Here is a 23740-nt window from a genome sequence, read left to right on the forward strand (position 1 = left end):
GCCCATCCTGCCGGCTGGGCGATCTGCGACAATACCGCACATGACAGCAACCCAGCTTCCCATCGCCGCCATCGCCACCGCACCGGGCCGCGGCGGCATCGGCGTCGTGCGCGTATCCGGCCCCGATGTCGGCAGCGTCATGCGCGCCGTCTGCGGCCGCGCGCTGCAGCCGCGCCATGCCACCTACCTGCCGTTCCTGGACGGCCACGGCAAGGTCATCGACCACGGCCTGGCGCTGTACTTCCCGGCACCCAATTCCTACACCGGCGAGGAAGTGCTGGAACTGCAGGGCCACGGCGGACCCGTGGTGATGCAGATGCTGCTGGCGCGCTGCCTGGAAGCCGGCAAGGACATCGGACTGCGCGTGGCCGAGCCCGGCGAATTCACGCGCCGCGCGTTCCTGAACGACAAACTCGACCTGGCGCAGGCCGAGGCCGTGGCCGACCTGATCGAAGCCAGCACCGAGGCCGCCGCCCGTTCGGCAGCGCGCTCGATGGAGGGCGAGTTCTCGCGGGCCATCCACGCGCTGGTCGAACAGGTCATCCACCTGCGCATGCTGGTGGAAGCCACGCTCGACTTCCCCGAGGAAGAAATCGACTTCCTGGAAGCGTCAGACGCACGCGGCCAGCTCACGCGCATTCGCGAAAGCCTGGCTGGCGTGCTCAAGCAGGCGCGGCAGGGGTCGCTGCTGCGTGAGGGGCTGTCGGTGGTGCTGGCCGGGCAGCCTAACGTTGGCAAGTCGTCGCTGCTCAATGCGCTGGCGGGTGCGGAGCTGGCCATCGTCACGCCAATCGCCGGCACCACGCGCGACCGCGTGCGCGAAACCATCCAGATCGACGGCATCCCGCTGCATATCATCGACACCGCCGGGCTGCGCGACGATGCCGCCGACGAGGTGGAACGCATCGGCATCGAACGCACCTGGGACGCGATCCGCCGCGCCGACATCGTGCTGCACCTGGTGGACGCGGCCGACTACCTGGAACACGGCATTTCGGAAATCGACGATCACATCGACGACCGCCTGAGCGGCCAGTTGCCGCCGGGATCGCCGATCGTGCGCGTGGTCAACAAGATCGACGTGGCGCCGGCGGCCGGCCAGATGGGCTTCGGCGGCAACCGCCCGCACGTGGTGGCCGCCAACGGCCCGAACCCCACCGAGATCTGGATCTCGGCGCGCACCGGGGCCGGCATCGACCTGATGCGCCGTGAACTGCTGCGCCTGATCGGCTGGCAGTCGGGCAACGAAGGCACCTTCCTGGCCCGCGAACGCCACCTGACCGCGCTCCGCAACGCACAGTCGCACCTGGACTGCGCCGTCGAACGCGCCGAGCAAAACGCCCAGGCCCTGGACCTCTTCGCCGAAGAACTCCGGCTTGCGCAGGACCACCTGAACAGCATCACCGGCGAGTTCACCAGCGACGACTTGCTGGGGACGATCTTTACGCGGTTCTGTATTGGGAAGTGAGTGCGGGTCAGCCTTCGACGGCGAGTACAGGCCGCCCCCTCACCCCCGGCGAACAATCCCTCGCCCGCTCTGTCTTCGGCGATGCCATCGACTACGCCGTTGTCCGCATTCACCATCGCAACTTTGTCTTCTGGCAGGGTGCGAACTACATCATCACGCCCGATGGTCACATCTACCTGGGCCGCAAGCTGCGCGGGCTGACCGACTTCAGTGCGGCGGGGCTGGCGATGCAGGGGCTGTTCATCCACGAGATGGCGCATGTGTGGCAGCACCAGCGGGGCATCAACGTGCTGGTGCGCGGCGGGCTGGAGCAGATGCGGCATTTCTGCGGCTTCAACCAGTACCGGTACCGGCTGGAATCGGGCAAGGCGCTCTCCCAGTACAAGCTGGAACAGCAGGGCGAGATCCTGCGGCATGTCTTTCTGGCCCGGCAGGGCCAGCCCACGCCGTACACCGCCGCGCAGTACCTGGCGGCGCTGGGTAGTGGGGGGCCGACCATCGTGTGATGCGTCGATGGCATCGTGAGTGAAGGCAGCCTCCATGCCGTCGCGTTGACTTGCATGGCGATGTGGCGGACCATCGTCCCCATTGCCATCTGGAGTTGATCATGCCCCGCGTATCGAAAGCGGAAGCGGAGAAGAACCGCGCCATCATTGAGCAGGTGTCGTCGCGGCTGTTTCGCGAGCAGGGCTTCCACGGCATCAGCGTGGCAGACCTGATGGGCGCCGCCGGACTCACGCATGGTGGCTTCTACGGCCATTTCGAATCGAAGGACGCGCTCGCAGCCATCGCCTGTACCCGGGCGTTCGAGGAATCCGAAGCGCGCTGGCGCAAGCGCGTCAATGAGGCGCCGGACCACGCCACGGCGCTGTCGTCGCTGATCGAGGCCTACCTTTCCACCCGCAACCGGAACAACGCGGGCACCGGCTGCGCGGTGGCGGCGCTGGCCAACGACGTGGCCCGCGAGGCCGACGACAAGCCCGTGCGCGCCGCCTTCCACGAAGGGCTGGAGACGTTGATCGACATCCTGGCCGAGGTGCAGCCCGATGCCGATGCCGACACACGCCGCAGTGCGGCCCTGGCACAGATGGCCACGCTGGCCGGCGCGTTGATCCTGTCGCGGGCCACGCAAGGCACGCCGCTTTCCAACGAGATTCTCGCCGCCACCCGGGCCCGGCTGCTGGCGGAAGGCTGACGCCGCGCCGGGCGCGCTACACTGGCGGACCTCGCCGTGCCGCATTCCGGTCCGACGCCCCCTGAAGCCCCCTGAAGCCCGCCCGATGTTGAGCCGCACCAGACAAATCCTGATCGCCGTTGTTGCTGTCGTCGTCCTTTTCCTGCTGTGGTTCGTTGGCAATGAGAAGCACGACACCGCGCCGCTTGCCTCCGTCTCCGCTCCCGACGAGCCCGCCAGCGTGCCGCGCGGCATTCCGCGCAACGGCACGCTCGATCCGATCAGCATCGATCCCAACCGCCCCGCCGATTTGCTGCCCCAGTACCAGGCAGACGGTCTGGCCGACGACTATCGCAGCGACGCCGCCGCGGCGGACGACCGCTATCGCGGCCGCTATTTCATCGTCGAAGGCGTGGCCAGTGGCGTGCGTCGCGACGGCGACAACCTGGTGCTGGAAATCCGTACCGACAACCCCGGCCAGGTGGTCCGCGCGGCGCTGCTGCGCCAGCAGATCTGCGGCCCGGGCACGCGCGCCTGCGAAGTCGAAGCCCGTGCCACGATGGTCCGGCGCGGCCAGAAGGTGGCCGTCGAATGTACGGGGGCGGGCCAGGGCGAAGGCGGCACCCCGTTGCTGTCCGAGTGCCTGCTCCGGGGCGGCGCGAACTGACGCAACGGCCCGGCCCTTCTCATCCGGGCTGGCGGTGCCCCACGCATGATTTGTGAGGCACTTTTGCGATTTGCGGCATCTGTCGCCCGCTGTTCCCCGCATTGACTGCCCGCCGGCACGCCTACATTACGCAGGCATGCTGCCGGCAATGCGTCCCTGAACCGCCTCGCTCGAAGTCTGAAGCGGACCCGGACGGCCGGCACCCTCGCCGACGCGCATCCAGGATCCAAGATGAAGAGAGCAACGATAGCCGCCACGCTGGCCCTGCTGGCCACGGGCTGTTCCACCTACCAGAGCGTGACGCCGGTCGACCGCGCAGACCAGGTCGACCCGATCGCCGGCTACCAGAACGGCGCCTATGGCGGTCCGGCGCAGTTTCGCGTGGACGGCAATCGCGTGGTGGGCGCCGATGGCGCGCTGTTCTGCGTGATCACCCACCAGGTCAATGGCAACGCATATGTGGAAGATTTTGCCAACTCGCTGCGGGCGCGCAACTTCGAGGTGAAGATGCTGCCGCCGTATTCGTCGGTGGCGTCGTGCCCGATGACGGCCGTCTACACGGCCCAGCGCCAGACCTACATCACGCCGTTCCTGGTATCGGCCGATATCACCGTGTTCCGCAACGGCGAGCGTGTGGGCAAGGCCGTCTTCAATGCCAACCGCAGCGCGGGCGGCATCAACCTGAGCCATCTGATCCAGCCCGATGCCAAGATCGAGGAACTGGTCGACCGGCTGTTCCCGGGCCTGAAGCCCCAGCCGGCGCCGGCCCAGGCGTCGCCCGCCCCGGCACCGGCAGCAGCCCCCGCGGCCTGACGCCGAGGGGCTACCGGGAAGCGCCGGCTGGTCAGGCCAGCCGGAATACCTCCACCGCCTGGCGCAATTCCTGCGCCTGGTGGTGCAGGCTTTCGGCCGCAGCGGCCGCCTCTTCGACCAGGGCCGCGTTCTGCTGCGTGACCCCGTCCATCTCGGCCACGGCACCGCTGACCTGGGCCAGCCCCTGTGACTGCTCGCGCGATGCCACGCTGATATCGCCCATCAGTGCCGCAATGCCTTCCACGCGGCGCACCACGTCGTCGATGGCCGTTCCGGCCTGCTGCACGGCCTCGTTACCGCTCTTCAGATCCGCCACGGTCCGTTCGATCAGTTGCTTGATCTCGCCCGCCGCACTGGCACTGCGCTGCGCCAGGCCGCGCACCTCGCCAGCCACCACGGCAAAGCCGCGCCCGTGCTCGCCCGCACGCGCGGCTTCCACGGCGGCGTTGAGCGCCAGGATGTTGGTCTGGAACGCGATGCCGTCGATCATGCCGATGATGTCCACCACCTGCTGCGCGTTGCGATGAATGTCGGCCATGGTGCCCACCACGCGGCCCACCGTGCTGCCGCCCGCGCGCGCTGCATCGGCGGCGCTGGCCACGGCCGCGTTGGCGTCGTGCGCGTTGTCGGCGTTCTGCTTCACCGTGGCGGACAGCTGCTCGATGCTGGCCACCGTGCGTTCCAGGCTGCCGGCCTGCGACGCCGTCCGCGCGGACAGATCGGCATTGCCGCTGGCAATCTGGCTGGTGCTGCCGGCGATGGCGCCAATGCTGCTGCGCACCTTGTCGACGATGCCGGTCAGGCCCTGGCCCACGCCGTCGATGGCACGCATCAGCTGGCCGATCTCGTCGTTGCGGCGCGTATCCAGGCGCGCGGTCAGGTCGCCCGACGCCAGCCGGCCCGCCGCGTCGGCGGCCTCGCCCAGCGGATGGCTGACCATCCGGCGCAGCAGCCACCAGAACGCGGCCGACACGGCCAGCGCCACCAGCAGGCCAAACGCCAGGAAGCGGTTGCGGCTGGCCACGAGTCCATCGCGCAGCGAAGCCATCGGCACCGTGCCCGCGATCAGCCATTGCCATTCGGGGTAGGTCACGAAGGCGGTCAGCCGTTCGGCGGGCGCGCTGTTGCCGATGGCCACCGTGCCGACCACGGCACCGTCCCTGCCGGCGATCATGTCGCGAATCCACGGCTTGCCGTCGGCGTCCCTGGCGTCGATCTGCACCGTACCTTCGGAGCCCGAGCGGTCCACCAGGATCTTGCCCTGGTCGGCGCCGGCCTTGGCATCGATGACGATGAACTGGCCGTCGGCGCCAATCGTCTTGCGGCGGATGCGGTTCTTCAGCGCGGCCAGTTCGGCCTCGACGTTCACGCCCACGTACAGCGCGCCAACGATCTTGCCTGCGGCGTCGCGCACGGGCTCGTACTTGCTCATATAGGGCTTGCCGAACAGCCAGGCCAGCGATCGGTACGACTTGCCCGACGCCACCGCGGCATAGGCCGGGCTGGTGCGGTCCAGGAGCGTGCCCACCGCGCGCTGTCCGTCCTGCTTCTTGAGCGACGTCGTCACGCGAACGTAGTCGTCGCCAGTGCGGGCGAACACGGTGGCCACGACGCCGCCGGTATTGGCGAAAAAGCGATCCGGCACCTCGAAGCTGTTGTTCAGCAGCAGGTCGCCGCTACGGAAGGCCGGCGTGGCCTTGCCCGACACTTCGATGGTCTGGGACGGGTCCACCGCGTACGGGCCGGGCAGCACCGACGCAAAGTTCAGCAGGAAGCGGTCGGCCTCCTGCAGCATGGTGTCATCGAGCTGGGCCACCAGTTCGCGCAGGGTCTGGCTTTCGGCGCCGATGGCGTCGCGGGCCTGCGATTCGAGCTGGTTCATGCTGCTCAACGACAGCGCCAGCGAGAACGCACAGAAGGCAATGATCTGAACAGCCAGCACAACCAGCGCAATGCGCGTGCCGATGCTCCAACTGCCGGCAACCGCGCGCACGCGGTCCGCCGCAGCCTGCCGGGGCAGGGTAAGGGATGAGGTAGAAGACAAGGGGCGCTCCGTGAATAACGCCATGCGCCGTTATGACGCACGGGCGACGTCCGCTCTGACGGCAGATCGTCACATCGCAGTTATCGGATGACGAGACAACACCCTTGAATTAAAGAAATGCTTAATCTAGCCGTCGCCACATATATCACGGCATGACAGGAAAAGCGGGCACCGGGCGCGACCTCTTGTGGGGACCGCTTGCCGGTGCTGACCGCTGAAACACCGCTATGCAACCCGTTTCAGTGCTTTTATCGTGGGCGTGGTTTTTCGGATTTTTCCTGTCGCGCCGTGGCTCAGCTTTCGAGCTGTCCCAGGCGGACGACCGTGACGCCGGGACGCAGCTGGCGCAGCGACGGCATGACCAGTACGCAGTTGGCGTACGGCGTGGTCACCGGCTCGCCATCGCGCCAGCCGATCACGGTACCGGCGTCGGCAAAGGTTTCGAGCCCGGTGTAGGGGCCCGCAAACCGGAAGTCCATGCTGCTGGCCACCACGGGCTCTGTCACGCGGACCACACGCTGCTGGGCGGGCAGCGGCCGCAGCCAGCCGGCCGGCAGGTCGGCTTCGTCGATGATGCCGGCATTGAGCAGGAAGCGCGCGGTGCTGTCGCGCGCCACCTCCACGGCGGCGGTCTCCCAGTGCTGGCCGCATTCGATCAGCAGCGCATTGCGCGGGCTGGCGGCATCGCCAAAATCGGCGTAGTCGCGCATGCGGCGGCCTTCGGGGTGACCTTCGTCGACGATGATGTCGGCCGGCGCCCCCACGGCGCGCGACAGCGCGATGCCCTTGTCCAGCGGGCCCGATACGATCAGCGGGCGGCTTTTCTCGTGCATCGAATGCAGATCGAGCAGCAGGTCCACCGTGTCGATCACCGGACGCATGGCGCGCGCCCGGCGCAGTTCGGACGAATCGCGCGACAGGTCGTCCAGCACGGTAGCCGTCCACACGCGGTTGAAATCCTGGTCGACAAAGCGCGAGGCGTCGGGCCGGGCCGCGTCGAAGGTGGCATACGCGTCGACATTGGCAAAGGCCAGCGTCAGCCGGCCGCGCCGAGGCCGCAGGCCGTGGTCGAGCAGGCCTGCAACGGTAATCGCGCCGCAGACCTCGTTGCCGTGCGTGAGGGCATTGACCATCACATGCGGACCCGGCAGGCCGCTGTCGAACGTATGCACGTAGGCGATGCCGGTGTTGCCTTGGGCATAGGGCCGGATATCGGGAAACTCGACTTCGACCGGATAGGCGTCGAAGGCGGGGGCACTCTGTGTCATCTGGACTTCCTTGGCTGCCCGCGGGCGGGCAACTATCGTTCTCACCTATCAGACTTGGCTATTACGCCACGTCATCATTCTTCGCACTTATTCCCGGATATCGGCGGCCTGGACGATCGTCTTGTACTTCGCCGTCTCGCGCTTCACGAAGCTGCCGAACTGGGCCGGATTGGCCGGCTGCACTTCCACACCGGCCTCGGCCAGCTTCTTGCGCACGTCCGGCAGCGCCAGCACGGCCTGCATTTCAGTATTCAGCCGATCGATAACAGGCTTAGGGGTGGCGCTAGGTGCCATCAATCCGAACCATACTCCCATGTCCACGCCCTTGAGCGCGGGGGTCTCCGCCAGGGCCGGCACGTTGGGCGCCACGCTGGCGCGCTTGGACTCGGTCACGCCATAGGCGCGCACGCGGCCGGCCTGGATATGGGGCAGGGCCGACGACAGCACCATTACGGCCAGGTCGATCTGGCCGCCGAGCAGGTCGGTGGCCATGGCCGAGGCGCCCTTGTACGGCACATGGGTAATGTTGACCTTGCCTTGCTGCTTGATCAGTTCGCCGGCCAGGTTCAGCGGCGTGCCCACGCCCGACGACGCGTACGACAGCGCGCCCGGCTTGGCCTTGGCCAGTGCAATCAGTTCATTGGCGTCCTTGGCCGGCAGCTGCAGCTTGCCGACCAGCACCATCGGCTGGGTGCCGACGAAGGTGATCGGCGCCAGGTCTTTCTCGCCGTCGTATCGCACCGCCGGATTGGTCAGGCGGGCAATCGACACCTCGCTGCCCGAACCCATCAGCAGCGTGTAGCCATCGGCTTCGGCCTTGACCACCTTCTGCGCGCCGATGGTGCCGCCGGCGCCGCCCAGGTTCTCGATCACCACGCTCTGGCCCAGGCGCTTGCCCAGTTCGGGCGCGACGGTACGCGCCACCAGGTCGACGCTGCCGCCGGCGGTGTAGCCCACCACCAGCGTGATCGGCTTGGTCGGATAGCCGCCGGCCGCCCCGGCGCTGGCCGGGACGAGGGCACTACTGGCAAGGGAAACGGCGGCAAGCGCGCGCAGCATCGGGTTCATGATTTCTCCGGCAGGTCGATGGTCTATGAATGTTTTCCGGCGATGGTAGAGAGCGCGCACTGCCGCGGCATGCGGCTTTGGCAATCGGGATTGCCATTTCGGCAAGGACGAAAATGGTGCGCGCCGGCGCACACGCACTACTTCGAGGCGGCCTGCCAGAACGCTTCGGCCAGCGGACGCATCGCCGCGCGCGGCCGGTACAGGCGGATGTCCAGCGCCAGGTCGGCGCTGTCGCCACCGTGCAGGTCGGCCCGCACCAGGCGGCCGGCATGCAGGTCGTCGGCAATCAGCCGCGCCGGCAGCCAGGCCAGGCCCATCCGCTGGCGCACCATCTCGTGGACCGACTCCGCGAAGTCGCTCACGGCAATCACATCGAGCCAGCTTGCCAGCTTGCGCCGTGCGATCTCCTGGTTGACCATGCGGCCCATGGTCAACGTCTCGGCATAGGCAATCATCTGCACCGGCACCGGACGCGCCCCCGGCTTGGGCTTCTGCAGCCGGAACGCGGGCGCGCCGCGCGCCGTGGCGGCCGACACGCAGACCAGCCGCTCCACACCCACGGCGTGGAAGCGGTAGCGCGCGTCATCGAGCATGATCGGCAGGTCGTGGGGGCTGTAGCAGAGCAGGAAGTCGGCGTCGCCTTCGGTGAACATCTCCAGCGCATCGTGCGTGGCGTGCGTGGATAGCCGCGTGCGAAAGCCCGCGCCGACCGGATCATCGCGCAATGCGTCGCGCAGGCCCGCCAGCCACGCCGGCACCATCGACCGTGCCAGCGTCTTGCCCGTCGCGATGGTGATGGTGCTGGCATCGGCCCGGTGCGCAGCCCGCAGCGCCACGCGCGTGTCGTCAAGGGTGCGCAGCGCGGACTGGGCGGCCTCAAGAAACTGCCGCCCCTCGTGCGTGAGCCGCACCGGAAACACGCTGCGGTCGATCAGCGGCGCGCCGGCCCACACTTCCAGCGCCTGCATGCGGCGCCCGAACGCCGGCGGCGTGACGTTGCGCAGCTCCGCAGCACGCGCAAGGCTGCCAGCCTGGGCCAGACAGACGAAATCTTCGAGCCAACGGATATGCATGGGGACCGGGGATGTTGTGGGCGCATTGTAACGTCGCTGTCACGACCCGCCGCCGGTCATGCCGCCAGCCGCTCGGTTAGAATTTTCGCCATGCCTCCACCCAAACGCGGCGCCAGCCCATCCTCCTCCGCTGCCGGCCCGTCCGATGCGACGCCATCGGACCGCGCCGCCTTTCCCGAATACACGATCGACGAACTGGCACGCGCGGCCGGCACCACGGTGCGCAACATCCGTTCGTACCAGGACCGTGGTCTGATCGACCCGCCCGAGCGGCGCGGCCGGGTCGGCATCTACACCCAGACCCACCTGGGCCGGCTGCGGCTGATCCATCATCTGCTGGCACGCGGCTACACGCTGGCCAACATCATGGAGCTGCTCAAGGCCATCGTCGAAGGCCACGACCTGCGCTCGATCCTGGGCCTGGAAACGGCCATCAGCAGCCCATGGAACAGCGAGGCGCCGCGCCACTATTCATATCTGGCGCTGGCCCGGCTGTTCGGCCGCGCAATCTCGCGCCCGGCGCTGGCCAAGGCCATTTCGCTGGGGTTGCTGGAGCCCGACGGGATCGGCTACCTGGCCCGCAGCCCGCGCGCGCTGGCGGCCGGTGCGGAAATGGCCCGCGCCGGCTTTCCGCTCGAAGACGTGCTGGACATCATCGGCCACGCACGCGGCCATTTCCAGGCCGTGTCGGACCGTATCGTCGGCATGGTGGTGCGCGAACTCGACAAGTTCGGCGAAGGCCAGCTGCCACCGCCATCGGAAGTGCCGCGCATCGTCGATGTGCTCTGGCGCATCCGCCCGCTGGCGCTGGTGGCGCTGGAGACCGAGATGATGCGATCGCTGGAGATTTCGGCGAACAAGTATCTCGGGGACCGGGTGGCGGCGATTCTGGAACACCTGCACGACAAGGATCGCGTGGCAGGCGATTGATGCGCCGGCCCTCTCCCCCGACCCCTCTCCCGCCTTGCGGGAGAGGGGAGCAAACCCGCTGCAATTCAGGTACCCGTGGTTGTCTCCCCTCTCCCGCCAGCGGGAGAGGGGCTGGGGGAGAGGGCATGCGCCTGAAGCACTACCGCCTCACGCGGCACTCCGGATCGACGGCGCGCGCGTGCTGGCCCCTGCGCGAATCGCCGTATCTTCAATTTCTGCGATCAACGGCACGATCCGATGCAGTTCGGCGCGGTTGTCCTCGTCCCACGGATGAAAGCCCGGGCGGAAGTAGTCGAACCACTCCGGAATCATCTTGCGCAGCACGCCGGGCGAGCCCCACAGGAAGTTCACCACGCGGCCGAAGCCCAGCAGCTTGTTGCGGCACGTCTTGTCGGCCATCACCAGCCGCACGTGGAACACGAACACCATCGCCCAGAACGTGACGGTGGTCGTCAGCATCGTGAACGTGCGCAGCAGGTAGCGATAGGGCCCCGGCTTCATCACCGTATTCCAGACGTCGTAGGCCACGGCCTTGTGCTCGGTTTCCTCCAGCGCATGCCACGTCCACACCTGCCGGTAGCCGGGTTCCGATTCGCCCATGTGGCGGGGGTCGGACAGCATGCCGCCGGCCAGCATCGCCGTGTAGTGCTCCAGCGCGATGGTGTGCGCCAGCTGCCACGACTTGGGCAGCACCCTGCGCAGCAGGTTGAGCAGCTTCGCCACCGCGCGGTCGAGCTTCGACGCGGGCAGACCGGCATCGTCGAGCAGCCGGTTGTAGAGGATGTGCTCGCGCGTGTGCATCGCTTCCTGCCCGATGAAGCCGGCAACGGCCTGCTTGAGTTCGGGGTCGGTCACGCGGTCGCGGTAGTGGCGCACGCTGTCCATGAAGAAGCGTTCGCCGGCCGGGAAGAAGATCGACAGCGCGTTGATGAAGTGGGTCACGTGCTGCCCGCGCTCGTGCCAGTCGCAGATGCGTTCCGGCGGGAGGTGGGGATGCACGTCGCGTCGGACTGGCATCATGGTGTGGGCTCCGGTTGTTGGGTGGCTGGCGCCGCGCGGGCGCCGTCCAGGAAGCGCAGCAGGTCGGCCGCCACGCGCTGCGGGTCCTCTTCCATCGGCACATGGCCAAGACCCGCATAGCGGTGCAGCGTCACGTCGGGGATACGTGCCGCGAACTCCGCGGCATGCGCGGGCGGGATCCAGCGGTCGCGGTCGCCCCACAGCACCAGCGTGGGTTGACGCACGCCGCGCAGGCGCTCGGTGTCGAGCTGATCGAAATCGAGCTTCGGCACCATGCGGCCCACCGCTTCGCGGCTGCCTGCTGCGTAAAAGAAATCGACGTAGCGGCGGAACGTGGCCTCGGGCACGCGCGCGGCATCGCCATACACATCGCGCGTGGCCGCGCGGATGATCCATTCGGGCAGCAGCCACGGCGCCGACCAGCGCACCGCGGCGTGACGGAACAGGTCGATGTAGATCGGCAGCTTCATCGGAAAGCCGGCGGCGTCGATCAACACCAGCCGGTTCACCATGGCGGGCCGGCGCGCGGCCAGATCCCAGGCGATCAGGCCGCCCAGCGAGTTGCCGATGAAGGTGGCGCGCGACAGGTTCAGCGCGGCCAGGAAGCCGTCGATGAAGCGGCGGTAGACGTCGATATCCATCGTGGCGATACGGCCATGTGCGTCGCGCAGCGGCCCGGTCAGGCCGAATGGCGCCAGGTCCAGGCGAATCACGCGGTATTGCTGGCGCAGCGCGGGCATCAGCCCTTCCCACGTGTGCAACGACGCGCCGAAGCCGTGGATCAGCACCAGCGGCTCGCCCTCCGGCACGCCTTCCTCGGTGTAGTGCACGAGCGCGCCCATCACCTGGATCCAGCGTGAAGCAGGCAGTGCGTAGCGGCGCGCCAGCGTATCGCGCGACAGACTGACCAGGCCCACGCGGCCCTGGCCGAACCAGCGCGTGAACGTGCCCGGTGGCGACTGCAGCGCGGCCTCGCGGGACAGCGTGGCGCGGGTCATGCGCGCTCTCCGCCGCGCGCGGGTGCCGTGGCGGCATCCGGCACGAGCTGCTTGCGCTTGCGCCGCGTCTCGCGCACGACCAGCGACTGGTATGCGGCCGGCAGTAGGCGCGCCATCGCGTCGGCGGCCACGGCGTCGGGGCCGATCAGCACGCGACGCCGGTTGGCACGCACGCCGTCCAGGATCACGCGCGCGGCCTTGTCGGCCGTGGTGATGAAGAACTTCTCGAATTCCTCGCGGCCCTGCTGCGCGTCACGCACCAGCAGGCCGTTGACACTCGGCGATACCCGGCTGGCCCGCGCGATATTGGTCTTGATGCCGCCCGGATGAACCGTGGTGGCCGACACGTCGCAATCCATCAGGTCCAGTTCCTGGCGCAGCGCCTCGGTGAAGCCGCGTACCGCGTACTTGCTGGCGTTGTAGGCGCCCATGCCGGGCTGTGCGAACAGCCCGAACACGCTGGACGTATTGACCACGTGGCCTTCGCCGCTGGCCTTCAGGTGCGGCAGGAACGCCTTGGTGCCGTACACCACGCCCCAGAAGTTGATGCCGATGATCCATTCGAGGTCGTCGTAGCTCATGCCTTCGACCGTGCTCGACAGCGCCACGCCGGCGTTGTTGAAGATCAGGTTCACGCGGCCGTGGTCGCGCACCACCGCGTCGGCCCAGGCGTAGACGGCCGCACGATCGGCCACGTCGACCGGCGCGACCGTGGCGCGCACACCGGGCGCGGCGCGCTGCACGTCGGCCAGTGTCTGCGCCAGCCCGGCTTCGTTGCAGTCGGACAGCGCCACGTGGCAGCCTGCCTGCGCGAGCTGCACCGCCAGGCAACGGCCCATGCCGGAGCCGGCGCCGGTGATCGCGGCCACCCTGTTGCGGAAATCCTTCATGCCTTGCCTCCTGAGTTCTTGTGTCGGGTTCGGATGCGTAGTGTCCTGCGGGTGCGCGGGCGCCCCTGTCAGGCGCGGATTGGCGCAGCCTGTTCGGTCGGATCGGTGTCCGCCAGCGGTTCTACGCTGGCGTGGCGCACGGGCCAGCGTTCGTAGTCGCTCATGCGGAACGATTGCGTGGCACGGCGGAACTGGAACGTGAAGCCCGGCCACAGGGTGGTGTTCTTCTTGCTGCGGGGGTCGATGTACCAGCTTGCGCAGCCGCCGGCGGCCCAGATCGCGTGACCGAGCTTCTGCTGGATGCCACGGTTGAACGCGGCCTGCACGGCCGGGCGCACGTCCACGGCCTGCACGCGCTCCTGGCGCATCTGGCGCAGCGCATCGAGCACGTAATTCACCTGCGACTCGATCATGAAGACCATCGAGCTATGACCCAAGCCGGTGTTGGGGCCGACGATCATGAACAGGTTCGGAAAGCCGGCCACCGTGGTGCCCAGGTACGCCTCGGCGCCATCGCGCCAGGCATCCAGCAGGTCGCGCCGGTCCCGGCCGACAATCACGCCGCGCGGCAGCGGATCGGTGGCATGGAAGCCGGTGCCAAGGATGATCGCGTCAGCGGGCCGGCGCGTGCCGTCGCGCAGCACCACGGCGTCGGGCGCCACATGGTCGATGCCCGTCGCCACCACATCGACATTGCTGCGCGTCAGCGCCGGGTAATAGTCGTTGGAAATCAGCACGCGCTTGCAGCCGATGGTGTAGTTCGGGGTCAGCGTCTGCCGCAGCGCGGGGTCTCGCACCTGCTTCTTCAGATGGCGGCGCGCCACGCGTTCCACGGCCTTCATCAACTTCGGGTGCACCACGAAGCCGAGCACGCGCGATTCCAGCATCCAGTACAGGCTGGTGCGCAACAGCGCCTGCGTGAAGGGCAGATGGCGAAACAGCCATCGCTCGGCGGCCGTCACCTGACGGTCGGGCTTGGGCATGATCCACGGCGGCGTGCGCTGGTACAGGTCGAGCTTCGCCACCTGCGGCGCGATCTGCGGCACGAACTGGATGGCGCTGGCGCCGGTGCCGATCACGGCCACGCGCTTGCCGGCCAGCGGATAGTCATGGCGCCACTGCTGCGAATGGAACACGGTGCCGGCGAAGCGATCCAGCCCGGGGATATCCGGAATCGATGGCCGGCTCAGCCCACCCATGCCGGCGATCAGCACCCGGGCGCGCACACGGCGGCCATCGCGCATCCGCAGGCGCCAGAGCGCGGCGGGCGCGTCCCATTCGGCGTGCGCCAGTTCGTGGCCCAGCCGCAGATGCGGGCGCAGCGAGAAGCGGTCGGTGCAATGTTCCAGGTAGCGGCGAATCTCGGGCTGCGTCGAGAACATGCGCGACCAGTCGGGGTTCGGTGCAAACGAGAACGAATAGAGATGCGATTGCACGTCGCAGGCGCACCCGGGGTAGTGGTTGTCGCGCCACGTGCCGCCCACTGCGTCGGCCTTCTCGAAGATCAGGAAGTCATCCACGCCCGACTGCTTGAGACGGATACCCATGCCGAGCCCGGCAAACCCGCTGCCGATGATGGCGATGTCGCAGGCCTGCTCCGCTTCGGTCGGAAGATGAGCCTGCAGGTCCAGAGGTGCATTCATGGGGCGGCTTTCCGGTGCGGTGCGACGGGTCATGGCCGGTTGGCGGGACGTCGTCGACACTGTTTATCGTGACATTGAACGATGTCATCGTAGGTACCGAAAATGGGCCGGTCAATGCGGTGGTTTGAAGAATCGTTCTATTTTTGGCGGTTTTCCAGCGTCTTTCGCATCACATTAAACGATGTTAGTGCCGCAAGACCCGCCTCGGACGCACCGCTCATTCGTGCGTTTGAAACCCGTGCACCAGGGCGAAATATTTTCGGGCGCTTCGGCAGAATCGCAACGCCGCCACCACAAGAAACCCATCACGGAGACACGATGCCCACACCTGCCCGCGCGGCCGCGCCGTCCGAGTCACCTGATCGAAACGAACCGCATGACGCATCCCGCCGCCTGTTCCTGAAGGTGGGGGCAGGCTTTTCGGCGGCCATCGCGTGCTCGACGCTATTGCCGGCGCTGACTGGCTGCTCGCCGGCCAACACGCCGCCGGCGCCCGGCATGGCCTTCCTGCGGCCCGCCGATGTCACGCTGTTTCGCGCACTGCTGCCGGCCGTGGCGATCGACCTGCAGACGCTCGACGCCGCCACGCGTGGCCGGCGCGTCGATGCAGCCATGAAGAACATCGACGGCACGATCGCCGCCATGGGCCAGAACGGCCAGCGCGAGCTGCGCAAGCTGCTGGACCTGCTGGCGAGCACGCCGCTCCGGTGGGCACTGGCCGGCGTGCGGACGCCCTGGGACCAGGCCACGCCCGAACAGGCGACAGGCTTTCTGGCGCGCTGGCGCGGCAGCCGCTTCGCCACGCTGAATGCCGGCGGCGTGGTGCTGGTGAAGCTGGCCAGCGTCGCCTATTTCGTGCTGCCCGATACCTGGTCGGCCAGCGGCTACCCCGGCCCCAATCCCGCGATCTATCGCGCCCTTCACAGCTGAGTTTTCAGCGGATTTCCACATGCCGATCAACGATATCTACAGTGCCGGCATCGCGTCCGGCTGGAAGGTGCTCGACGCCGCCACGTTCACCGCGCCCCGTACGTTTGACGCCGACGTCGCCATCGTCGGTACTGGCGCGGGCGGCGGCATCGCCGCCGAGGTGCTCAGCGACGCCGGGCTGACCGTGCTGCTGCTCGAGGAAGGGGGCCTGCATACTTCGGACAGCTTCCGGGACATGGATGAAGCGCGCGCCTATCGCGACCTGTACCAGGAGGCCGCCGCCCGCGCCACGTCAGATGGCGCGATCTCGATCCTGCAGGGCCGTGCCGTGGGCGGCAGCACCACGGTGAACTGGTCGTCCAGCTTCCGCACGCCGCCGCAGACGCTGGCGCACTGGGCCGCCGAGCACGCGGTTGCAGGCCACAGCCAGGCCGACATGGCGCCCTGGTTCGCGCAGATCGAGGAACGCCTGGGCATGGCGCCGTGGGCGATGGATCCGAACCCGAACAACGCAGTGCTGCGGCGTGGCTGCGAAAAGCTGGGCTGGGAATGGCACGTGATTCCGCGCAACGTGAAGGGCTGCTGGAATTCCGGCTATTGCGGGCTCGGCTGCCCGGTCAACGCCAAGCAGTCGATGCTGGTGTCGACCCTGCCGAACGCGTTGGCGCGCGGCGCCACACTGGTGCACCGGCTGCGCGTACGGACCATCGACCACGACGGCAAGGTCGTAAGCGGGCTGACTGGCGACGCCCTGGGGCAGGACGGCTACACCCCGACCGGCGTCCGTGTCAGCGTACGGGCCCGGTACGTGATCGCCGCCGGCGGGGCCATCAATACGCCGGCGCTACTGCTGCGCTCGCGCGTTAACGATCCACACGACAGGGTCGGGCAGCGAACATTTATTCACCCTGTGAATTTAAGCATCGCAGAAACGCCGGAGAAAATCGATACATATTATGGCGCGCCGCAATCGGTGGCTTCCGACCATTTCCAGTGGCGTGACGGCGCAACGGGGCCGATGGGGTACAAGCTGGAAGTGCCGCCAATGTTTCCGGGCATCAGCGCGGGTGTGCTCAATGGCATGGGGCAGGCGCTGCAGCGCGAAATGGCCGCGTTGCCGCATACCAACGCCATGCTGGCCCTGCTGCGCGACGGGTTCGTACCGGACAGCCCGGGCGGCCGCGTCAGAATTGCCGATGACGGCAGCCCCATCCTGGATTACGAAGTGAGCGACTACCTATGGGATGGCGTCCGCCGCGCGTACCTCAGCATGGCCGAGGCCCAGTTCGCGGCCGGCGCCGTTCGCGTACGGCCGGCCCATCTCGATGGCAGCGACTACACGACGTGGGCGCAGGCGCGCGCTGCCATCGGCCAGCTGCCGCTGAAGAAATTCCGCGTGCTGCTGTTCAGCGCCCACCTGATGGGCGGCTGCGCGATGAGCGAAGACCCTGCCCGCGGTGTGGTGAACAGCGCCGGCCGCCACCATCATCTGCAGAATCTGTACGTGTTCGACGGCTCGGTGTTTCCGACAAGCATCGGGGCCAACCCGCAGTTGTCAGTCTTCGCATTGACGGCGCAGAATGCCTCTGTGTTGCGCAAGACCATCATGGCGTGACCGGAGAACTGCCAGGCAACGCGGTGCGTGGCAGGGACTTGCAATTTAGAGCATGTCTTCGAAAAATGGTCTTGTGAAACGCTCGGGGCGCTGGATAGGCTCCCTACAACCGTTTGAAGCATCCGTATGCCAACAGAGCAAGGAGCGGACGGTTGTGGATTTGTAGTTTTTTTTTTGCAGGGGTCCACAGCGGTTTTTCAGCGAGAGACGCCCCCATGAAGACCGGGAAAACCACGGCAGGAGATACCAAGGCTCGCATCCTCGATGCGACCGAGAAGTTGTTCATTGAGGTTGGCTATGAAGCGACTTCGCTCAGGCAGGTAACGTCCCGAGCGATCGTCAATCTGGCCGCCGTCAACTATCACTTCCGTAGCAAGGAAATCATGATGCAGTCGGTGTTGAGCCGCCGGCTGGATCCGCTCAACACGCGGCGGCTCGCATTGCTGGATGCCTGCGAGGCACGCTGGCCCGGCAACGCCATCCGCTGCGAACACGTGATGGGCGCCCTGTTCGTGCCCGCGCTGCAGATGGCGCGCGAGCCCGACATTGGCGGCCCGTCATTCCTGCGCCTGCTTGGGCGCGTGTATTCCGATACCTCGCCGTTCATCCAGTCCTGGCTGATGGGGCACTACGCACCCGTGTTCGGACGCTTCTTCGAAGCGTTTGCGCGCGCGCTGCCCGACGTGCCACGGCAGGAGCTTGGCTGGCGGCTGCACTTCGCCCTCAAGGCGCTGGCCGGTGTGCTGGCCGGTGATGAGCTCGGCAACCTGATGCCCGCGTTCACGCAAGGCAAACGGATGAGCGATGCGCAGGTGCTGGCGCAACTGACATCGATGGTGGTGGCCGCCCTCAAGGCGCCATCGCCGGCGGTGCAGGAGCTTGGCGCCCTGCAGGAAGTATTCGAGATCGGCGAGGCCCAGCAGGCCGACGAGCAGGCCAGCATTGCGGCGATGGCCGCCACGGCCGAAAACGAGACCCAGGAGCTTGCTGCCGCGACGGCTGCCGCCATGGGCCGCGCACGACGCAGCGCGCGGGCCGCGCGCAGCGAAACCGCAACGCGCCCGCCCACCGCCAGCATGACGGTGCGCCGCGAGCATTGCGCCACCTTCCCCAGCAATCCGCTCGACGACTGGATGCGTACCCGCCCCAGGACATAGCGGCACGCCGCCGCGGTCTCCACCGGGACCGCGGCGCGCGCTGCGGCGAGCCGCGACGGTAACCGTCGCCTTCACTACCGACCTGTCGATCCGCCACGCCCACCGCGAGGCGTGACCCGCTGCGCGCCGCGGTTCTGGTGCGCATCCAGCCTGCCGTGCTCCGCACGGCCGGAGGGGCCCCGTCTTGCCTGAAGAAAGCAAAACACACTGGAGACTCGCAATGAAGCAGATGTTCGTGATCGCCGCGTTCGGCGGCATCCTGGGATTCGTGGCCACGCCACCGGGCAGCCTGTTCGAAGCCCACGCGCAGGGCGCACCGGCCGCGCAATCAGCCCGTACGCCCACGCCGTACGACGGCCTGCCCACATCGCAACAGACCGCGCTGCTCGGCAAGCAGATTGCCAGCGGTGAACTGGCGGCAATGACCGATGCGCAGGTGCTGGCCGTGTTCGACGCCCTGCAGCCCGAGGCGCTGCTGACGTGGGCGCGGCAGGAAATCAACCGCTATCCCGAGTACGAATACTGGATGACCCGCCAGGAGCGGCTCAACGGCCAGTGGCAGGACAAGCCCGCGCGCATGATGATCCGCTACCGCCATATGCCGCGCCAGCTCTATGCGAAGTGGCTGCCCAACGGCGTGCAGGCCGGACAGGAAATCATCTACGACGAGACCCGGCGCAAGGAAGAGATGTATGGCCACCTGGGCGGCGTCATGGGCTTCACGTCGATCTGGACGGCCATCGACGGCACGCTGGCGAAATCGCAATCGAACCATACCGTGCGCGACCTGGGCTTCCAGTTCGTGCTGTCGATGCTGGAGCGCGACGCCAAGACGCTGCGCGCCGCGGGCCTGTCCGAGAAGTACACCCGCACCGAGATCGTGCAGGAGCAGGGCACACGCATGGTGGCGCTGACCTGGGACCTGCCCGAAGGCGCGCCCAGGTATTACGCCAAGAAGGTGCAACTGATGTTCGACCTCAAGCATCCGTGGCCGCGCATGGAAACGGCCTGGGACACCGACGGCAACATGGTCGAGAAAATCGTCTTCGAAAAGGCCGTGAAGAAGACCTTCGATGCCTCGGCGTTCGACCCCGCCAACAGCGAATACAAGTTCTGATACCGCCGGCACCAGGCGCCACCCCCCGTTTGAATCTGCGCGCATCGGGCCGCGCGCACGGTTTGAACAAGGGCGCGAGGCGCTTGGCGGACAACGGCAGACGGCACAGCGGCAATGTTTGGAACATGCGCTCTATTGCGCGCAGGCGCTTGAAACGCGAGATTCCGACCACCGTGCGACACCTCGGCCAGTGCCGGTGCGCCCGTCATAAGAACGAGGAGACCACCATGAAACAGTCGAACTTTCGACGCACCGCCTTTTGCCTGGCTGGGGTAAGCCTGACGATCGCGCTGTCCGCCTGCGGCGGCGGCGACGGAGATCCCGGCGGCAGCACGCCGCAAGCCACCGCGCAGCAATGCGCCACCAATGGAACGTGCAGCCCGTCCGGTCCCACGGTCAACCAGCCAGTGGCCGCCATCTGCCCGAGCGTGCTGGACTACCGCACCACGTACACCGGGGGATCGGGCGCGGGCGAATTCGTGAAGATCCAGCTCGACAGCACCAAGGGCACGTATCGCATCCAGTTCCTGGAATCGCCGGTGCCGAAGACCACGGCCGATATCTACCCGACGCGCGCCGGCGTGACCATCACCGGGACGATGTCGCATCCCACCCGGCCGTTGCCCACTGCAGCCCAGAACAACTGCGCATACGAACTGAAGACCGCGACGGCATCGGACGGCACCTCGCAGGCGCTCATCGATCCGGCCCATCCCCCCATCCTGTTCGTCGGCAATGGCGTGGCCGGCGGCGGCATTCCGGGTGCCACGATCAAGTACAACGGCCTCGGCGGCACCGACGCCGTTCCCGGCTTTGGCGCCATCCCCGCCACGACCTTCGCGATGTACCCGGTGCTGGCCTTTGCCGAAACCGAGACCGATTTCAGCAAGGTGGCCGGCAGCTACAACGTGCTGGGCTACCACCTGATTCCGTCAGGGGGCAATCCGCTGTCGACGAACCACTTCGTGCCCGCGGTCGCCAACAAGGTGGAAACCCTCAACGCCGACGGCACCTGCACGGTGGCTTCGGGCAACTGCGTGACCACCGGCAAGGCATGGAAGCTGCGTGCAGGCACCGACGGCGCTTTCGAAAGCTTCGACTCCACCGGCCAGAAACCGTATCCGTTCTTCTTCACCCAGACGTTCGCGGCCGGCAACCAGACGCTGGCCAAAGGCGTGCTGATCGTGGGAAAGCTCGAAGGCAAGCTGGTGCCGCTGCTGGTGCGCGTGGGCTACGCGCGCGTCGACTTCTCCGACATTTCCAACATCATCCTCAGCGTCGATGATGAATCGGGCATCGCGCTGCTGTCGCCGACCACGGCGACCAGCGCCGCCGCCCTCAAGGGCGGCTACATCGGCGCGGGCAGCGACTTCAAGTACGTGGCGTCGTCGCTGCACGACAACGTCGGTGCCTGGCTCGATCCGCAAGACCCGTCGCTCACGCCGATCGGCGGCTTCCAGATGGATCTCACGCAGGCAACGCGCCCGGGCGTGGTGAGCACCGTCGACAACAGCGGCAAGGCCGGTTCGCTGATCACCACCGGGCCCGTGTACGCGCACCTGTTCGGCGACGCCTCCGATCCGACCTTCCGCGTCAGCGCGGTGGCCAACCGCTAGCGCGCGCCGCGTATCCAGAACCCTGCCTCACACATAAGAAAGCACCAAGGAGACATCATCATGCAACTGCCGCAATCGCTTTCGCCGCGCACCGCCGGCACCCCCTCGCAGCGGACCCGGATGCCGCGCCTGGCGCTGGCGCTTGTCACCACCGCCTTGCTGGCCGCCTGCGGCGGCGGCGGCGGCGATGGCGGCGGCAGCAGCACGCCCGCCGCGGTGACGCCGCGCCTGTGCCCCGCATCGGTCGATTACTCGACGCCGTATATCGGCGGCACCGGCTCCGGCGAGCTGGTCAAGGTGCAGATCGACACCACCCAGAAGACCTGGGCCGTGACGTTCCTCGATTCGTCGGTGCCGCGCACCACGGGCACCGTGTCGCCGACGCGTTCGGACCCCACCGGCGGCAAGAACGTGATGACCGGCACGCTGGCGCAGGAAACCGGCCTGCCGACGCAGAAGCTGAACCAGTGCGCCTTCGTGCTGCAGGGTGCGAGCCTGGACCCGGCCCGCCCGGCCAAGCTGTTCCTGGGCGAGGGCGTGATGGGCGGCACCATCCCGGGCGCCCGCATCCAGTTCAACGGCCTGCTCGGTGCGGGCGCGGTGCCCGACACCACGTTCCCGTACTTCCAGTTCATCGGCTTTGCGCAGACCGAGACCGACCTGGGCAAGATCGCCGGGCTCTACAACGGATCGGGCTTCCACGAGATCCCGTCGAAGAACTTCGCCCAGGTGGCGCAGGACTACAGGATGTCGCTGGCTGCCGATGGCTCGTTCACGGTCTGCGACAACAAGGCGGGCGGCACCTGCAAGCAGAAGGGCAACAAGTTCGTGGCGCAATCGAATGGCGCACTGGTGTCGACCAACTATGAAGGCGAACAGCCGCCGACGCTGGGCAATGTGATGGGCCGCGCGTACCTCATTGTCGGCAAGCTGCGCGGACAACTGGTGCCGGTGATGATCCGCGTGGGCTATGCCAGCGCCGACAAGCTGCCGCTGGGCGCCGACGACGAGATCGGCATCGGCATGATGGCGCCTGCCGTGGCCGCCACGCAGGGCACCGTCAATGGCGAGTACGTCGGCGTGGACAGCAACTTCGACTACAAGACCACGGCACTGGTGGGCGCGGACGCCGCCATGCTCGACCCGTTCCACGCGTCGGACGCCACGCGCGCCGTGGCGCTGAAGCTCGACTTCTCGCAGACCACGGCAGGCGTGATCACCACCACGCGCAAGGAGGGCACACCCGGCATCACCGGCAAGCTGATGTTCACCGGCGGCGTGTTCGGATTCCTGGAAAACCGCAACGGCAGCCCGTACTTCACGATCGGCGCGTTCGTCGAATAACAGGAACCGGGGAGACATGACCATGCAGAACAAGCGACTTGCCGTGAAGCACCTTCTTGCCCTGGGCGCCACCGTTGCCGCGTGCCTTGCCGCGCCCGCCCACGCCCAGAAGGCAGGCGACAACGTGGTGTCGGCCGGCTGGTTCCATATCCAGACCTTTGGCACCAGCGGGCCGCTGACCACCAACGTGGTGGATGTGCCGATCAACTATCCGCTGGGACTGCCCTCGACGTTCTCGGCCCCGGGCAGCGGCCTGTCGTCGTCGAACGCCGACACGCTGGGTCTCACGTTCAGCCACTTCGTGACCGACCACATCGCCATTACCGCCGTGGGCGGCATTCCGCCGACCTTCAAGATCTACGGCCATGGCGAGCTGATTCCGCCGGGACCGGCCGGCGCACTGGGCCACCAGAGCCTGGGCGACCCGTCGCTGAATCCGATCATCACGCAGGCGCGGCAATGGAGCCCCGCCGCCATGGTGCAGTATCACTTCCGTTCGCCCGGGGTGACGTTCCGGCCGTTCGTCGGCCTCGGCGTGTCGTATAACTTCTTCACCGATATCAAGGTGAATCCGGCCTTCGCCCAGTCGGTCAACAACAACCTTGGCGCCATCCTGGCGGCGGGGGCCGGCATCCCGGGGCAGACCTCGGTCAGCGCCGATGCCTCGTCGTCATGGGCGCCGGTTTTCAACGTCGGCGGCACGTACAACGTCAACGAGCACTGGGGCGTGACCGGCGCGGTGACGTACATTCCGCTGAAATCGGAATCGACGATGACGATCAAGGCGTCGGACGGCACCGTGCTGTCAACATCGAAAACCACGCTGCGGCCCAATCCGCTGGTCTTCTTCCTGGCGGCGACGTACAAGTTCTGAGCGGCTGTCACGCGCGCAAGAAAAAGGGCGA

At 67.3% G+C, this 23740-nt stretch carries 21 protein-coding genes; 13 read left to right on the forward strand and 8 right to left on the reverse strand.

Annotated features, from left to right (window positions below):
• The first annotated feature begins 40 nt into the window (after positions 1-40).
• The 5 genes from mnmE (at position 41) to AC3FJ6_RS09455 (ending at position 4122) form a co-directional block, all read left to right on the forward strand.
• Entirely contained in the window at positions 41-1468 is a 1428-nt protein-coding gene (gene mnmE / locus AC3FJ6_RS09435) for a tRNA uridine-5-carboxymethylaminomethyl(34) synthesis GTPase MnmE (protein ID WP_488771624.1), read from the forward strand.
• The gene (locus tag AC3FJ6_RS09440; RefSeq protein WP_488771625.1) at positions 1465-1974 is read left to right on the forward strand and encodes a hypothetical protein; all 510 of its coding nucleotides are present in this window, start codon (positions 1465-1467) and stop codon (positions 1972-1974) included. Before mnmE ends, AC3FJ6_RS09440 begins: the two co-directional genes overlap by 4 nt.
• Before the next feature lie 101 nt (positions 1975-2075).
• Complete coding sequence (locus AC3FJ6_RS09445; protein WP_488771627.1) at positions 2076-2663, forward strand: TetR/AcrR family transcriptional regulator; 588 nt, start codon at positions 2076-2078, stop codon at positions 2661-2663.
• 85 nt (positions 2664-2748) lie between these two features.
• The gene (locus tag AC3FJ6_RS09450) at positions 2749-3309 is read left to right on the forward strand and encodes an OB-fold protein (RefSeq protein ID WP_400397388.1); all 561 of its coding nucleotides are present in this window, start codon (positions 2749-2751) and stop codon (positions 3307-3309) included.
• A 231-nt stretch (positions 3310-3540) separates the two neighbouring features.
• The gene (locus AC3FJ6_RS09455) at positions 3541-4122 is read left to right on the forward strand and encodes an Sbal_3080 family lipoprotein (protein ID WP_092600499.1); all 582 of its coding nucleotides are present in this window, start codon (positions 3541-3543) and stop codon (positions 4120-4122) included.
• Positions 4123-4153: 31 nt separating this feature from the next.
• On the opposite strand, the gene AC3FJ6_RS09460 is transcribed toward AC3FJ6_RS09455, so the two are convergent.
• The 4 genes from AC3FJ6_RS09460 to AC3FJ6_RS09475 all read right to left on the reverse strand — a co-directional run bounded on the left by AC3FJ6_RS09460 (position 4154) and on the right by AC3FJ6_RS09475 (position 9575).
• Positions 4154-6166 carry a methyl-accepting chemotaxis protein gene (locus AC3FJ6_RS09460; RefSeq protein WP_488771628.1) on the reverse strand — a complete coding sequence of 671 codons (2013 nt, stop codon included), beginning with the start codon at positions 6164-6166 and terminating at the stop codon, positions 4154-4156.
• Positions 6167-6459: 293 nt separating this feature from the next.
• Positions 6460-7434 (reverse strand): M14 family metallopeptidase, encoded by a 975-nt coding sequence (locus AC3FJ6_RS09465; RefSeq protein WP_488771629.1) that lies wholly within the window; start codon positions 7432-7434, stop codon positions 6460-6462.
• Between the two features lie 87 nt (positions 7435-7521).
• Positions 7522-8502: a Bug family tripartite tricarboxylate transporter substrate binding protein gene (locus AC3FJ6_RS09470; protein ID WP_488771630.1), complete on the reverse strand. Its 981-nt coding sequence runs from the start codon at positions 8500-8502 to the stop codon at positions 7522-7524.
• A gap of 137 nt (positions 8503-8639) precedes the next feature.
• The gene (locus AC3FJ6_RS09475; protein ID WP_488771632.1) at positions 8640-9575 is read right to left on the reverse strand and encodes a LysR family transcriptional regulator; all 936 of its coding nucleotides are present in this window, start codon (positions 9573-9575) and stop codon (positions 8640-8642) included.
• 90 nt (positions 9576-9665) lie between these two features.
• Here AC3FJ6_RS09475 and AC3FJ6_RS09480 point away from each other — a divergent pair, with 90 nt between their 5' ends.
• Positions 9666-10505: a MerR family transcriptional regulator gene (locus AC3FJ6_RS09480; RefSeq protein WP_488771633.1), complete on the forward strand. Its 840-nt coding sequence runs from the start codon at positions 9666-9668 to the stop codon at positions 10503-10505.
• 147 nt (positions 10506-10652) lie between these two features.
• Here the strand turns inward: AC3FJ6_RS09480 and AC3FJ6_RS09485 are convergent, their stop codons facing one another.
• From AC3FJ6_RS09485 to AC3FJ6_RS09500, 4 genes are all read right to left on the reverse strand, one after another.
• Complete coding sequence (locus AC3FJ6_RS09485; RefSeq protein ID WP_488771635.1) at positions 10653-11525, reverse strand: metal-dependent hydrolase; 873 nt, start codon at positions 11523-11525, stop codon at positions 10653-10655.
• Positions 11522-12523: an alpha/beta fold hydrolase gene (locus tag AC3FJ6_RS09490; RefSeq protein ID WP_488771636.1), complete on the reverse strand. Its 1002-nt coding sequence runs from the start codon at positions 12521-12523 to the stop codon at positions 11522-11524. The genes AC3FJ6_RS09485 and AC3FJ6_RS09490 overlap by 4 nt, the downstream gene beginning before the upstream one ends.
• Positions 12520-13413 carry an SDR family NAD(P)-dependent oxidoreductase gene (locus AC3FJ6_RS09495; protein ID WP_488771637.1) on the reverse strand — a complete coding sequence of 298 codons (894 nt, stop codon included), beginning with the start codon at positions 13411-13413 and terminating at the stop codon, positions 12520-12522. Before AC3FJ6_RS09495 ends, AC3FJ6_RS09490 begins: the two co-directional genes overlap by 4 nt.
• A gap of 68 nt (positions 13414-13481) precedes the next feature.
• Positions 13482-15056: a flavin-containing monooxygenase gene (locus AC3FJ6_RS09500; protein ID WP_488771638.1), complete on the reverse strand. Its 1575-nt coding sequence runs from the start codon at positions 15054-15056 to the stop codon at positions 13482-13484.
• 318 nt (positions 15057-15374) lie between these two features.
• Between AC3FJ6_RS09500 and AC3FJ6_RS09505 the strand changes: the two genes are divergently transcribed.
• The 7 genes from AC3FJ6_RS09505 to AC3FJ6_RS09535 all read left to right on the forward strand — a co-directional run bounded on the left by AC3FJ6_RS09505 (position 15375) and on the right by AC3FJ6_RS09535 (position 23709).
• The gene (locus AC3FJ6_RS09505) at positions 15375-15986 is read left to right on the forward strand and encodes a hypothetical protein (RefSeq protein ID WP_488771639.1); all 612 of its coding nucleotides are present in this window, start codon (positions 15375-15377) and stop codon (positions 15984-15986) included.
• A gap of 19 nt (positions 15987-16005) precedes the next feature.
• Positions 16006-17601 carry a GMC family oxidoreductase gene (locus tag AC3FJ6_RS09510; protein ID WP_488771640.1) on the forward strand — a complete coding sequence of 532 codons (1596 nt, stop codon included), beginning with the start codon at positions 16006-16008 and terminating at the stop codon, positions 17599-17601.
• 215 nt (positions 17602-17816) lie between these two features.
• The gene (locus tag AC3FJ6_RS09515; RefSeq protein WP_488771641.1) at positions 17817-18758 is read left to right on the forward strand and encodes a TetR/AcrR family transcriptional regulator; all 942 of its coding nucleotides are present in this window, start codon (positions 17817-17819) and stop codon (positions 18756-18758) included.
• A gap of 220 nt (positions 18759-18978) precedes the next feature.
• Positions 18979-19875, forward strand: a complete 897-nt coding sequence (locus AC3FJ6_RS09520; protein ID WP_488771642.1) for a DUF1571 domain-containing protein — start codon at positions 18979-18981, stop codon at positions 19873-19875.
• A gap of 227 nt (positions 19876-20102) precedes the next feature.
• Positions 20103-21491, forward strand: a complete 1389-nt coding sequence (locus AC3FJ6_RS09525; RefSeq protein ID WP_488771643.1) for a DUF2957 domain-containing protein — start codon at positions 20103-20105, stop codon at positions 21489-21491.
• 60 nt (positions 21492-21551) lie between these two features.
• Positions 21552-22835, forward strand: a complete 1284-nt coding sequence (locus AC3FJ6_RS09530; RefSeq protein ID WP_488771644.1) for a DUF2957 domain-containing protein — start codon at positions 21552-21554, stop codon at positions 22833-22835.
• Between the two features lie 22 nt (positions 22836-22857).
• A complete protein-coding gene (locus tag AC3FJ6_RS09535) occupies positions 22858-23709 on the forward strand; it encodes an OmpW/AlkL family protein (protein ID WP_488771645.1) in 852 nt (283 codons plus the stop codon).
• The last annotated feature ends 31 nt before the right edge of the window (positions 23710-23740 follow it).

This window comes from Cupriavidus sp. 94F1 (genome assembly GCF_057798875.1).